A 12,904-nucleotide genomic window follows, 5' to 3' on the forward strand; every position below is an offset into this window, starting at 1 on the left:
TATCGTGGAAAGACCCTTTGGCACTATTAATACACAGTTGTTATCTACGTTGCCCGGATATACTGGGTCAAATATCAAAGAACGACCAAAAGAAGTCGAAAAAAGTGCCTGTCTCACTCTTAATGATTTTCATAAGCTCGTAGTTCGCTATATAGTCAATAATTACAATCAGAGTTTAGATAAGCGGACTGGACAAACTCGTTATCAGAGGTGGGAAGCAGGTTTAACAGTAATACCTTCTTTGCCAACGGAACGAGAATTGGATCTATGCTTGATGAAACAAACTCGTCGTACGGTTTATCAAGGGGGTTATATAAATTTTAATAATTTATCTTATAAAGGAGAGTATTTGTCTGGTTATGCGGGAGTTTTACTCCAATAGCATCGTGGTATATTATTATACCCACATCTTTTATTAATTTATTTAGTTGCAGATGAGTTTACTTCTCGGTGCGATCGAAAGTATTAGCAATGGTTGGTGAGTATGATAGCTTCTTAGCAAGTTGCAGATGAGTTTACTTCTCGGTGCGATTGTATATAATGGGTTTAAGTGGATTGAAAGGAGCAACTGATTCGTAATTATGACATTTAATTTGTTAACGATTATTCAGCGACAGCAATTTGTTAAGGCGACAGTTAATTCGTTAAGATGACAACAATTTGTTAACGATGACAGATAAAATGTTATTCGACAAAATAAGGAAGCTACCTATGGGACTTGAACCCACGACCTACTGATTACGAATCAGTTGCTCTACCAACTGAGCTAAGGTAGCAAAGATGATTTATTTAATCAGTTATTTTACCTGAATTAATAGTTATTTTAGACTAAAACTGAACCAAAAAACAAGACTGGGTCAAAGGTTGCAATATCTTTTATGACTTTGCTATAATGTTGGACAATATTACTTATTACTTATTACTTATTACTCAAGTAGCTCCTCACCCACGGGGAGCTTTTTAATTGAAAATAAACATAATTCAATTTATTGAAGAGATAGGAAGAGATAAAATAAAGCGATAACCCGACTCTACCGAACCTTGTAAGTAGATACTACCTCCTTGTAAATTGGCTAAATAAACGCTAAAAGATAAACAGACTAAATCATAGTCAAGGTTATTTAAGTTGGTGTTTTCTGGATTCAAACGATCTTCATCTCCCACTAAATTAGAGCTCAATTCTTTATTGGTTAAAACTTCCTCATAAAGACTAATTTTTTCCAAAGAGATTCCTTCCCCTAACCAAGGATGATTAACTCTACAGCTAATTTTTAGGGTGTCTCCTCTACGAGAAATATGTAAATGAATTTCCCCACCACTTCTTGAACCTTCGATGAGGGTGTTAACTAAATAGTAAAGAGTTTTTTTTGCTTTTTCTCGATCTAAATTCCACACTTTTTTACCCGGTTCAATGGATAATCGAAGGGTATGCTCTTTATTTTGTGCAGATGATTCTAAACTTTGAAGCACTTGAGTGCCAAGGTTTTCTAAGTCCACTGGTACATACTCTAAATTGACTTCACTTTTAACATTACCTAACTTGGCAATTTCGTCCACAAGAATACTCATTTCTTGTCCACTATCGTGAATAATTTGTAAGTATTCTGCTTGTTTACTATTAAGTTGTCCATAAATTCCTTGTTTTAAAACACTAGACATTCCAATAATCGATGTGAGGGGAATTGACAATTTTTGAATAAGTTGATTCAAGAGTTGAAAACTAAGTTCTCTGATATATTTTTCTGAGTTGGGGGTTGGTTTGATGGCTACTTCTTCTCTGGATGATGTCTTTTCTATTGGTGGGGAGTCATGTTGAATTTTTTTACTTTTTGCTTCTTTTTGGGAAAAGTTTAAATGTAGGGAATTTTTGATACTACTACGTTCATATTCTGCTAAACACCAACGGGCAGTAATCATCAGAAAGTTAATTTCTGTTTGAGTGAATTGTCGGGGTTTGGTATCTATAATTTCTAAACAGCCGATACATTCTCCTGTCTCTGTGATTAGTGGAACTCCTAAATAAGCAACGACACCATATTGATTGGCTAGTAATGAGTAACCGAAAAACGAGTCTGTTAATGTGTTATTTATTATTAAATAGTTGCTACTATCTATAACATAAGCGGCAAAGGCATCTTGACGAGGGATTTTGCGGGATATAGCCAAATCATTCATTAATCCTAAATGGGATAATCCATAGGCTGATTTCATTTTATATTCTTCTTCTATTAAAATTCCTAAGCAACAAATAGGTACATTTAGGGAATCGGCGGCGGTTTGGGTTGCTTCATCAAATACTGGTATCGTTTTTTCTAAGTCCAATCCCAAGGCTGCGATCGCATCTTTGCGTTTATTTTCAATTTCTGAGGCTATATCTTTCTGCCAATGACAAAATAAAGGTCTGCTCATCCGTTTTATTAGATCAACTATATCTTTAAGTATAGTGTTTTCCGAGCCTATAGATTCGTTTATTTTGATTGATTATTTTTGATTGTCACTATTAAAATAAATGTCTCGAATACGATAGATGGGGCGTTTTTGGGATTCATGATAAGTACGCATGAGTAATTCCCCTAATAAGCCAAAAGAAAATAGTTGAACTCCTGTCAAAATTAATAACACACATAAAATTAACAAGGGGCGATCGCCTATACTCTGTCCCAAACCCAATTTCAGAACAGAAAGATAAATTCCAATAAAAAAGCCTAATATCATGGAAATTAAGCCAAAAAACCCGAAAACGTGCATGGGACGAGTGAGAAATTTTTTGATAAAAAAGACGGTAAGTAAGTCCATAATTACCCGAAAAGTGCGTCCAAGGCCATACTTACTCTTGCCAAAACGGCGAGGATGGTGATTTACAGGTATTTCCGTAATTTTTGCCCCTTCAATATATGCCAAAGCTGGTAAAAAACGGTGTAACTCTCCATATAAATTCATATCGGCGATTAATTCCTTACGGTATGCTTTGAGAGAACAACCATAGTCATGTAACTTGACCCCTGTAATTTTGCCAATAATCCAGTTGGCGATTTTTGAGGGTAGAAGGCGAGTAAGAGCATCATCTTGACGATTTTTACGCCAACCACTGACTAAATCATAACCTTCCTCTAATTTTTGTAATAATAAAGGTATATCTGTGGGATCATTTTGTAAGTCTCCATCAAGAGTAATAATGACCTTGCCCCTTGCGTTTTCAAAACCTGCGGCCATAGCAGGAGTTTGCCCATAATTACGTCTTAATATAATTGCTTTAAGACAAGGAGTTGTTAGTAATATATCTTTTAATGCTTCAGTTGAACCATCTTGAGAACCATCATCAACACAGATAATTTCATAGGTTAGATTACTATTTTCCAGACTTTGATTAATCGCATTAATGAGTAGAGGAATGTTTTCCGCTTCGTTGTAAATGGGAATGACTAATGATAAATCCATCTTGTTTTAATTGACTGAATCTAAATATATTCTTGACCCTCTAACTCTTTCTAATCACCCTGTTACTTAATTACTGCAAGAAGTCTATATGATGCCACGCATTTTTTCGACCATCTCACCCAATTATTTTCTGTTCATCATCACCAAATAAAACTATTAAGCAAATTAACTTAATCCTAATTATTTATTCATGGGAAAGTAAATCAGAGGAAACCAACTACAGTTTAAAAGATAATTAGCATTACTCCCAACTGCTAAATTAACGAGGCGATCGAAAATACTATCTTCTTTAAGATTATCAGCAAGTGCGATCGCACTAACGTCATGAGCAAAAGCAACTTTAAAAGTTTCCTCTAAAATATTACCCCTCTTCACCAAAGTTTGGACATTAATAGGGGAAGAAGCAAAACTTTTTTGAATGTCAGCTAACTTCTTTTCTGCCTCTTTGACTTTGTTTTCTGTTAAAATTTCACTGCGAGAAACTTCATCAATTACAGACAAAAATAGACATTCTTGTAAAGTATTACCTTTATCTATTTCCACATAGCTCCGAATTTTTTCAAGGATGTAATGGTGATGAGGTGCATGATTATAAGGCACTAACCAAAAATTATTAAGATTACGACACCTCAAAGCAAATTCGTCATTTCTATATACTGACATTAATTGAGGACGTAAAATCATCATAGGAATCCTCAATTTATTCCTTAATTTAGCAGTCGTTGAACCGAAGAATATTTGTTCTAAAGAAGTACTTACAGGTGAGCCAGTAATCACTAAATCAATGTTATATTTCTTGATTGTAGCCAAAATATTATCTGATGGATTTCCCGATAAAACTTCGATATTGACTTTCATTTTCTCCGGCACATTGTTTAAAGCAGGAGATAATTTTTTTTTCGCTTCCTCTACTTTATCTTTATCAATACGAGGAATTTCTCCTTCATTCCAAATAGCGACACTATGTAAAAAAGTAATTTCCTTAAATCCTCCTTCCCCTAAAGCAGAGACAAAATGTATCATCTTATCTAAGCCATCGGTAAAATCTGTGCATACTAAACCATGATTAAACATAACAATAGTTTTATTTTTGCTTTAATATAATTTCTGCTTACTCTCAGATTAGCATTTTTGAAGGACTTTAACTAAAATCTTGTGCTTTGAGGAAAAAGGTTTCAGGATAAGAGTTGCAGGTTGTAAGTTAGGAAAAAGAAATCAAAAAATTCAGAGTTAGTTTCCTCCTCTCTCCCTTTAACCTTATCTTCCCTTTCAACTCTTTTTACGGCATCAAGAAACAAATACAATACAAAAAATTCTTAAGATTTCGTTAAGAGATATTTTGTTATGATTATTTTGCGAGAAAAATAAAAATTTCCCTTCACTGACAAAAAAATATTTTATCTGGCGAACAAAACCTTAAGGAAAGAGTAAATAAATTTTATTGACTAAATTTTACATATGGTGTATGGACTGATCCACCTACCCCATATATGTGGTATAAAAGAGAAGTCGAAATAAAAAAACAACAATCATTGAGTAGAAATACTTAAGGTAGCGAGGCAGAAGTAATGTTATTGGATACTCAAGAAACTATCAATTCTGGTTACTCATATCAGACAAATCAGAATCACAGCAAAGAAGCAAAAAATGCTAGTCAGATTGAAGTTATAAAAAGAAGTGGTAAATCTGCACCCCTTGATGTCACCAAAATCCGCAAGGTGGTAGATTGGGCTTGTAATGGGAAGGAGGTCAATTCTATTGCCTTAGAGTCAGGATTGAAAACCCGTTTACGTCATGGAATTACCACACGAGAAATTCAGGATAATTTAATTAATTGTGCCTTAGAGTTATGTGATTTAGATCAACCCGATTGGCGTTATGTGGCTGGCCGACTGCATATTTGGAGTTTATGGAAAGAAACTCTAGTTCATCGTGGTTACAATTATGGTAATTATGCTCAAACTGTTCAATCTTTTGTAGAACAGGGCAAATATGATGAACGTATCTTAACTTATTCTACGACAGAATTAGAAGAAGCAGGAAGTTGGATTAATGCCGATTGGGATTTAGATTATGATTATGCTGGTGCTGTTTTATTAACCAGTCGTTATCTTCTGCCTCAAGAATTGCCCCAAGAAGCGTTTTTAACTTGTGCATTACTTTTGGCTATGGTAGAGTCTCCTGATTCTCGTTTATATTATGCTCGTAAATTTTATGAGGCGATCGCATCTCGTCGTATTTCTTTAGCCACACCAATTTTAGCTAATTTAAGAGTACCCTCTGGCTCGTTAACCAGTTGTTTTATCGTCAGTATAGATGACAACTTAGAAAGTATTTTTAGGGAAATTACCAATACAGCTCGAATCTCGAAAAATGGGGGTGGAGTAGGGGTCAATGTGTCTCGAATCCGTGCCACAGGAAGCTCAGTAATGGGCAAGAAAAATGCCTCTGGGGGGGTTATACCTTGGATCAAGTTACTTAATGATACAGCCATTGCCGTGAATCAGGGAGGCAGACGTGCCGGGGCGGTAACAGTGGGTTTAGATATTTGGCATTTAGATGTACCTGAATTTCTGGAAATGCAGACAGAAAACGGGGATCAAAGACGTAAGGCTTATGACGTGTTTCCGCAATTAGTAATTGCTGATGAATTTATGCGTCGGGTAGAAAATAAGCAGGAATGGACTTTAGTTGATCCTTTTGAAGTACAAAACGAGTTAGGCATTGACTTAGCTCCTCTTTGGGGTGGGGAGTTTGAAAAGGCTTACTCTATTATTGAAGCTAACCTCGATACGAAGATTAAGCTCTATAAGAAAGTTAATGCTAGGGAATTATTCAAAGAAATTATGCGGGCACAGGTGGAAACAGGAATGCCTTACCTTGCCTTTAAAGATGCTATCAACAAAGCCAATCCCAATAAACATGATGGTTATATCCCCGGTGTGAACTTATGTACCGAGAGCTTTAGTAATGTTACCCCTAATAAATATGCTCACTGTTGCAATTTAGTTTCCCTCAACCTTGCAAATTTAGAGGATAGCGATATTGAATCGGTGTGTACTTTAGCGGTGAGAATTTTAGACAATACCATTGATATTACTATCCCACCTTTTGCGGATGCGAAAAGCCATAATGATCGTTATCGTACCATTGGTGTTGGTGCTATGGGGTTAGCGGATTGGTTAGCAAAACGAGAGTTGAGATATAGTAACTTGTCAGAAATTAGTGACTTATTTGAGAATATTGGTTACTACTGCACCCAAGCATCTATGGCATTAAGTAAGGAAAGAGGTGCTTATCCTGCTTTTGAAGGTAGTGATTGGAGTAAAGGCTTATTAATTGGTAGCAAACCCGTAGCTTGGTTTGAAGAAAATGCCTCTCAACCTATTCGTTGGCAGAAGTTAGCCATTGATATTCAACAATATGGTATCCGTAATTCTCACATAACTGCGATCGCACCTAATACTTCTTCTTCTTTAGTACAAGGTTGTACAGCTAGTGTATTACCTGTTTATAGTAGATTTTTCTATGACAAATGGGCTAAAGGAACTGTACCCATTGCACCACCTTACGTTCAGGATAAATATTGGTTCTATCAAGAAAACAAAACCCTCCATCAAGATCAAGTAGTAAGGGCGATCGCAACTATTCAACAATGGATAGATACGGGGATTTCTATGGAACTACTGTTCAACTTAAATCAGGGAGTATATTTTACAGATGAGCCTGAAAGATCATTGAAAGCAAAAGATATATTTGATACTTTAATGATGTCATGGGAAAAAGGTTGTAAAGCGGTTTACTATGTACGCATCGTGCAAAGAGATTCATTTAAAGAAGAATGTACCGCTTGTGCGAATTAAGCTAATTAAATAGTGATGAGTAAGAGGTAAATTATGCACTATTTCCTCTTACCCTTTCCCCCTCTTCCCTACCTTAACTTGTAAGCTGGTTAGGGCTTAGTATTAACAGAAATAGGGCCATTAACCAAGGTTTGACAAGCTAAACGATAATTTTCTGGTTTTTTCTTTAACTTCCTAGTCTCAAAGTCTGTTTTTGGAGATAAATTTTCCATGCCTTCGACAATTTCTACTACGCAAGTAGCACACTGACCATAACCACCGCAATTAATTAACTTACCACGCCACTTATATATATCAATATTATTTTGCAAAGCCTTTTCTCTCAGATTTGCACCATCGGCGGCAACCACGTCCTTATTTTCTTTAACAAATTTAATCGTTGGCATTTTTTCTCCTCCTATACTGTTAAGTTTTATATCATAATATAAAGAAATTTTAAACAATAGACCAATTTATATATAGTTGTTGCAAATAAGTAGTCCTAATTTTTATATGGAATTACTTAAAGATGGTTTAAAATTATTCAATAATTAGCTATCCACAACCCAAAATCAATACTGATTATGGTCATTAATAATTCCAGTTCTTTTCGTCGTTATACGCCCCCTACCTGTACTCTTGAAATTTATAATCCCCAACCTTTTTGGGGAAAATGGCGGTATCAATCTTTTCCTCAATACTTTAGTTTTCAACTACATTTTGATGATCCCAGAATACCAAAAGATAATAGAAGCAGTATAATAGGCGATCGCACTTTACTGGAAAAATTAAGACAATTAGTAGATGAATATATAAACTTATACTTAGATGATAGACAAATAGTTAGAGAGAATAAAACTTGCGATATACCTCAAGACGAAAACACAGAATTTATTTGTTTAAGTAGAGAATCAGATTACAGTCATAAACTATATTATCACGGCGTAGAACCACAAAGGGAAACAGTAGAAGTTATCCTGACAAATACTCAATTATTTGATCTCATCAACGCTTTAGAAGCCTATTACTATGACGTAACAAAAAGTAATCAAGAACTAGGTGAAGCTATCTCCAGTAACCTAGGATTAAGTATTTTTATTACTGCCCTTGTGTGTATCATTGGTGGTTGGTTTTGGTGGCGTTATGAACAAAATTTAGCACTACAACAAAATCCGACAGATAATCAATCTCAACCATCAGACACAGAAGAAATAGCCGACAACATTCAAAAAGTTATTCCTCCTTCTCCTCTTGATCCAAAAAGTCTCCCATCAATTATAAGTCCAGAAGTTCCCGAAGAGCTAAAAAATAGGGAATCTCTGCCCCCACCAGAATCTACCATAACTCAACCTCCTGAGAATAATCCGACCACAGAAAATCTTGAGGAATTTCCTGAAAATGTTAATCAGGCAACCTTAACCATGGAAACACCTCCTCCCCCTTCCGTTAATAGTTTACCCCCATCAACCATAAATAATACTTCTCAAATAACGACGATTCAACCCTCCTTGTCTCAGACAATTTCCTTACAACCATCTTCTCCCAACTTAAATACCATTCCTTCATCTCCTCCCAGACTCAACAAATTACCCGTTTTATCATCTCCTAATTCATCCGCACCAAACCTTAACTCCTTTACCTCTGAAGATGTTTCTCCCTCTCAACTTGCCTTAAATAATATAAATAGAACAAGCGATATTACACCCCCTATTGTGATCAAAAATCCCACTCTACCCGAAAATATTAATAATTTGGATACATCAAAGTTAGTGGCAAAAAAACTTCCTTCCACCACCGCAGAAACCGAAGTTAAACAATACTTTGTCTCCCAATGGCAACCCCCCGAAAATTTACAACAGAGTATTGAATACAGGTTACAAATAAATTCAGAGGGACAATTAACTAAAGTTACACCCATAGGGCAAGTAGCAATTATTTATTTAGATCGTACTAATATGCCTTTATTAGGAGAAAAAATAGTATCAACCGTAAAAGAAGAAAATGATTCTCAAAGCATAATTCGCCTAATTCTCAGTCCCAACGGTAGTGTACAAACTTTTAAAGAATAACGGAGGTTATTTAAAGTAGTATGATCGTTTGATTTTAATTTCAGTTTTGTGAAAGGTCTAATTTTTTCTCATCTTTATGAAACATATTTTTATTACTGGGATAAGTGGTGGGTTGGGTGCTTACCTAACCAGAAAATTTGTTGAAGTGGGAAATTTTCAAATTGCGGGAATTTCTCGTAAAAAGCCAATTTATTTAACTCCTGAATATCCCATTCAATGGCAAAAGTTTGACTTGAATCAAACAGAAAAAATTAACTCATCTATTCCCACGATTTTAAACAACCAAATTATGGATGCCCTCATTTTAAATGTCGGTATATGGGAAAAAACGGCTTTTAGTTCAGATTATAGTTTTGAAGAGATGGAATATGCGGAGATTTATCAATTAATACAGGTAAACATAACCGCCAATATAGAATTAGTCCGCTCTATTTTAAAGCAAGGTTTCTTGAAAAAAGGGGGTAAAATAATCTTCATAGGATCAACTTGGGGACTTGAAAATCATGGAGGAAAAGAAGTTGTTTTTTCAGCCACAAAATTCGCCTTAAGAGGTATGGTTCATTCCTTGAGAGAAAATCTAAAACATCAGATGATAAGTCCTAGTGTCCTTAATTTAGGCTATCTATCTGAGAATGAATATCCCCAGTTACCACAAGAAATTCAAATTCCTTTAATTGATGTTTGGAAGGCAATTCAATTTTTATTGGCCACTTCCCCTTATTCATGCGTAAAAGAGATTGATATGCCCGGAATGTTTGATTCTAATTGTTGAGTTTTTTATTTGATTCTTTCTTTTTCCCAATACTCCTGTTCATTGAATGATAGTCTCTGAGATAATGGCATAATCAAAAGAGACACCTTCAACAATAGCACAGAGTAAATTTGCTTGAGTTAAATTAGTACCATGCAAAATTGCTCCACTAAGGTTTGCTTCCTCTAAATCTGCCTGAGATAAATCTGCTCCACTAAGATTAGCATTGCTCAAATCTGCTTTTTGTAAACAAGCTCCCACAAGATTGACACCTCGCAAATCTGCCCCTCTTAAATCGGCATTGCATAAATCTAAATTAGTTAAGATAGCACCAGCCAAAAAACTTCCTGCTAAACTAATATTTTCCACTTGACTCGAAAGTAATATCACACCTCGTAAATCTGCACCTCTTAAATCTGCACCCTGTAAAGAAGCTCCTGTTAAATCTGCACCTCTCAAATTACATCGCAAAATAGCTTTTTCTAAGTTTGCTCCTGTCAAATTTGCTCCTGTTAAATTACTTCCTGTTAAATTACTTTGTGCTAAATTAGCCCCTGAAAGGTTAGCACCATTAAGATTAATTGCCTGTAAATCTTTGATCTTGCCATGGCGGATGTTTTCTATATCTAGGGTATATGACTTACTCATTGTGGGCTAAATTTTGTATGGTCAACATCAGTCATAATATCGTTAATTGTTCTTTTTATGATTATTTTTTACTTCGGTTTCTGAATATTTTTTACATTTTTTAATATAGTTATCAATTTCTTTTTGAAGACAAAATTGGATAAAGTCGGTCATTTTTACTGTTTTTTCGATTCCTAATTTCATTTGCCACTGTCCTTGTATCTCAAGAGGCGATCGCCATAATTCTAAATGACTGACCATCGGTTGAGCATAAAAACTATTTTCTTCACCCCCCAATAATGAAGAAGAAACATGGGTAAAATGATCATGACTGATACGATAGCAGGGAAAATCAGCTATTAAAGGCACACCCCAACCGTCAAAAGCCAATAGACATAATATTTCACCATTCCATGCTTTCCAGAGTTTTCCTAAAATTATCGCTCCCACCACTCCAGCACTAAAACTAATTATAATAATTGGGCAAGGAAAACAAGATTGATTAACTAGATAATTAGATAAAAAATTATAGGCACTAAATCCATCTAATGGTTGTACTTTATTAGTGGGAATAATTATATATTTTAAGTCTTTAAGTGCTTTTATTTGAGAATATAAATAGTTAACAAAATTAATAGTTATTTCTGAACTATGAAAACCTCCTATAATAACAATTAATGGCTGTTGATTATTCATGAAAATTTTTTCAATACAAATTAGTTAGATTTTTGTTTTAAAGGGACTATAATTTTAAACCAAGCCCCCTTAGTTTCAGGATGATTACTAGCTGCGATCGAGCCTTGATGAGCTTCAATAATTTGTTTAACAATACTTAATCCTAAACCACTTCCCCCCCTTGCGGTTCTCATCCTTGATTTATCCCCTCGATAAAGCCTTTCAAAGATGTGAGGTAAATCATTCGGGTTAAAACCACTACCGTTATCAATGACATGAATTTCGACAACTTCTTCCTCATAAATATTTGTTTTTATTTGTGCTTTTACTAATATTGAACCACCTATAAAACAATGCTTTATACTATTATCAAAAAGATTGACAAAAACTTGTGTAAAACGATTAAGATCCGCATCTATAAATATTTTATCTTCTCCTTCATATTGATAACTAATTTCTTTTTTTTCTGCCAAGATTGTCACTGATTGCCAAGCAGATAAAAGTAATTGTTGTAAATCTAAACTTTGAAATTTAAGAGTTTGATAAGGGTTTTGTTCTAATTGATAAATTTCTAACCAATTTTGTACTAAATCCACTAAACGATTAATTTCCTTATGTAATTGTTCCAACCAAATTTTCCCTTTATCATTAGTAAATTTATGGAGAGTTTCCGATAATAATAATAGAGAAGTCAGAGGTGTTCTTAATTCATGACTTAAATCAGAATAGGCTTGTTCTTTTTTTTGGGTTAATTCTCTAATTAACTGCCTATTTTCAATAAAAATTCCTACTTGCCCTGCTGAAAGAGGATAACTATAGGCTTTTAAAAAGAGTGGTTGGTAACTATTTGTATCTAAACTTTCTTCTTCTTCTGCAATGTAATTGGCGGTGGGGAAAAACTGCCATTCTATGGTTAATCTTGTTTGGGTTTTTCTCGTTTGTTGAATAAGTTGATCCAATTCATAAGAGCGAACTAACTCTAAAAATAGTCTTAAAATTTGAGGATTCCAGCGTTGAATATAAAGTATTTTTTTTGCTTCTTCATTACATTCAATTAAACAATTATTAGCATCAATTCTCAAATAGCCCAAAGGGTTTTTCCCAATTAATTCATGGTGTACATCTAACTCTAATTGAGTATAGTAAAATTTGTTATTTAAAAGATTAACCCCCCGCCTAACTTGAGCAATTTTAGAAAGAGACTTAACAGAATCAAATTCAGATAAAGAATATAATATTTCTTTTAGTTGACAATTTGCTCGGTAAGCATTCACAAAATAAATGATTAAACCAATTGCTAAACCCAGTATAAAATTTATCATTTAATAACAAAATATTTGGGAAAATCTCAACTAATAATTATTTCCCATTATAGGGTCTATTATTAACTAATCAGAAATATTTTAACCATAGTTAATAACAATTAGCTATAAAATAAACAAAATATACAATTAACCAATCCTAGATAAAATAAATCTCCATCAATTTAATGTTTATCAGAC

General features: G+C 34.3%; 11 protein-coding genes and 1 tRNA gene. 4 read left to right on the forward strand and 8 right to left on the reverse strand.

What is annotated here, in order from left to right:
* Positions 1-274 precede the first annotated feature (274 nt).
* The gene (locus Dongsha4_RS07750; protein ID WP_330205405.1) at positions 275-382 is read left to right on the forward strand and encodes a Mu transposase C-terminal domain-containing protein; all 108 of its coding nucleotides are present in this window, start codon (positions 275-277) and stop codon (positions 380-382) included.
* A 321-nt stretch (positions 383-703) separates the two neighbouring features.
* On the opposite strand, the gene Dongsha4_RS07755 is transcribed toward Dongsha4_RS07750, so the two are convergent.
* The 4 genes from Dongsha4_RS07755 to Dongsha4_RS07770 form a co-directional block, all read right to left on the reverse strand.
* A tRNA-Thr gene (locus Dongsha4_RS07755) sits at positions 704-776 on the reverse strand.
* Positions 777-981: 205 nt separating this feature from the next.
* A complete protein-coding gene (locus tag Dongsha4_RS07760; RefSeq protein WP_330205104.1) occupies positions 982-2,409 on the reverse strand; it encodes a GAF domain-containing sensor histidine kinase in 1,428 nt (475 codons plus the stop codon).
* Positions 2,410-2,481: 72 nt separating this feature from the next.
* A complete protein-coding gene (locus tag Dongsha4_RS07765; RefSeq protein WP_330205105.1) occupies positions 2,482-3,438 on the reverse strand; it encodes a glycosyltransferase family 2 protein in 957 nt (318 codons plus the stop codon).
* A gap of 180 nt (positions 3,439-3,618) precedes the next feature.
* On the reverse strand, positions 3,619-4,512 hold the full coding sequence (locus tag Dongsha4_RS07770) for a universal stress protein (RefSeq protein ID WP_330205106.1): 894 nt from the start codon (positions 4,510-4,512) through the stop codon (positions 3,619-3,621).
* Positions 4,513-5,006: 494 nt separating this feature from the next.
* On the opposite strand from Dongsha4_RS07770, the gene Dongsha4_RS07775 reads away from it, so the two are divergent.
* Positions 5,007-7,301 (forward strand): ribonucleoside-diphosphate reductase subunit alpha, encoded by a 2,295-nt coding sequence (locus Dongsha4_RS07775; RefSeq protein ID WP_330205107.1) that lies wholly within the window; start codon positions 5,007-5,009, stop codon positions 7,299-7,301.
* An 89-nt stretch (positions 7,302-7,390) separates the two neighbouring features.
* Here the strand turns inward: Dongsha4_RS07775 and Dongsha4_RS07780 are convergent, their stop codons facing one another.
* Complete coding sequence (locus Dongsha4_RS07780; protein WP_330205108.1) at positions 7,391-7,687, reverse strand: 2Fe-2S iron-sulfur cluster-binding protein; 297 nt, start codon at positions 7,685-7,687, stop codon at positions 7,391-7,393.
* Positions 7,688-7,864: 177 nt separating this feature from the next.
* On the opposite strand from Dongsha4_RS07780, the gene Dongsha4_RS07785 reads away from it, so the two are divergent.
* Both Dongsha4_RS07785 and Dongsha4_RS07790 read left to right on the forward strand, forming a co-directional pair.
* On the forward strand, positions 7,865-9,349 hold the full coding sequence (locus tag Dongsha4_RS07785) for a DUF4335 domain-containing protein (protein ID WP_330205109.1): 1,485 nt from the start codon (positions 7,865-7,867) through the stop codon (positions 9,347-9,349).
* A 76-nt stretch (positions 9,350-9,425) separates the two neighbouring features.
* Positions 9,426-10,121 (forward strand): SDR family NAD(P)-dependent oxidoreductase, encoded by a 696-nt coding sequence (locus Dongsha4_RS07790; RefSeq protein WP_330205110.1) that lies wholly within the window; start codon positions 9,426-9,428, stop codon positions 10,119-10,121.
* A 39-nt stretch (positions 10,122-10,160) separates the two neighbouring features.
* Here Dongsha4_RS07790 and Dongsha4_RS07795 read toward each other — a convergent pair whose 3' ends face one another.
* Genes Dongsha4_RS07795 through Dongsha4_RS07805 form a run of 3 tightly spaced genes read right to left on the reverse strand, consistent with a single transcriptional unit; the run spans position 10,161 to position 12,724 of the window.
* A complete protein-coding gene (locus tag Dongsha4_RS07795; RefSeq protein WP_330205111.1) occupies positions 10,161-10,748 on the reverse strand; it encodes a pentapeptide repeat-containing protein in 588 nt (195 codons plus the stop codon).
* Between the two features lie 42 nt (positions 10,749-10,790).
* Positions 10,791-11,423, reverse strand: a complete 633-nt coding sequence (locus Dongsha4_RS07800) for a hypothetical protein (RefSeq protein ID WP_330205112.1) — start codon at positions 11,421-11,423, stop codon at positions 10,791-10,793.
* A gap of 20 nt (positions 11,424-11,443) precedes the next feature.
* Positions 11,444-12,724, reverse strand: a complete 1,281-nt coding sequence (locus Dongsha4_RS07805) for a HAMP domain-containing sensor histidine kinase (RefSeq protein WP_330205113.1) — start codon at positions 12,722-12,724, stop codon at positions 11,444-11,446.
* Between the last annotated feature and the right edge of the window lie 180 nt (positions 12,725-12,904).

The sequence above is a fragment of the Cyanobacterium sp. Dongsha4 genome (assembly GCF_036345015.1).
GTDB lineage: Bacteria > Cyanobacteriota > Cyanobacteriia > Cyanobacteriales > Cyanobacteriaceae > PCC-10605.

Bases quoted from the DNA above. Each gene is read 5' to 3' on its own strand.
- Dongsha4_RS07785 (WP_330205109.1), top strand. From the start codon at position 7,865: ATGGTCATTAATAATTCCAGTTCTTTTCGTCGTTATACGCCCCCTACC.
- Dongsha4_RS07760 (WP_330205104.1), bottom strand. From the start codon at position 2,409: ATGAGCAGACCTTTATTTTGTCATTGGCAGAAAGATATAGCCTCAGAA.
- Dongsha4_RS07805 (WP_330205113.1), bottom strand. From the start codon at position 12,724: ATGATAAATTTTATACTGGGTTTAGCAATTGGTTTAATCATTTATTTT.
- Dongsha4_RS07780 (WP_330205108.1), bottom strand. From the start codon at position 7,687: ATGCCAACGATTAAATTTGTTAAAGAAAATAAGGACGTGGTTGCCGCC.
- Dongsha4_RS07765 (WP_330205105.1), bottom strand. From the start codon at position 3,438: ATGGATTTATCATTAGTCATTCCCATTTACAACGAAGCGGAAAACATT.
- Dongsha4_RS07775 (WP_330205107.1), top strand. From the start codon at position 5,007: ATGTTATTGGATACTCAAGAAACTATCAATTCTGGTTACTCATATCAG.
- Dongsha4_RS07790 (WP_330205110.1), top strand. From the start codon at position 9,426: ATGAAACATATTTTTATTACTGGGATAAGTGGTGGGTTGGGTGCTTAC.
- Dongsha4_RS07800 (WP_330205112.1), bottom strand. From the start codon at position 11,423: ATGAATAATCAACAGCCATTAATTGTTATTATAGGAGGTTTTCATAGT.
- Dongsha4_RS07770 (WP_330205106.1), bottom strand. From the start codon at position 4,512: ATGTTTAATCATGGTTTAGTATGCACAGATTTTACCGATGGCTTAGAT.
- Dongsha4_RS07795 (WP_330205111.1), bottom strand. From the start codon at position 10,748: ATGAGTAAGTCATATACCCTAGATATAGAAAACATCCGCCATGGCAAG.
- Dongsha4_RS07750 (WP_330205405.1), top strand. From the start codon at position 275: ATGAAACAAACTCGTCGTACGGTTTATCAAGGGGGTTATATAAATTTT.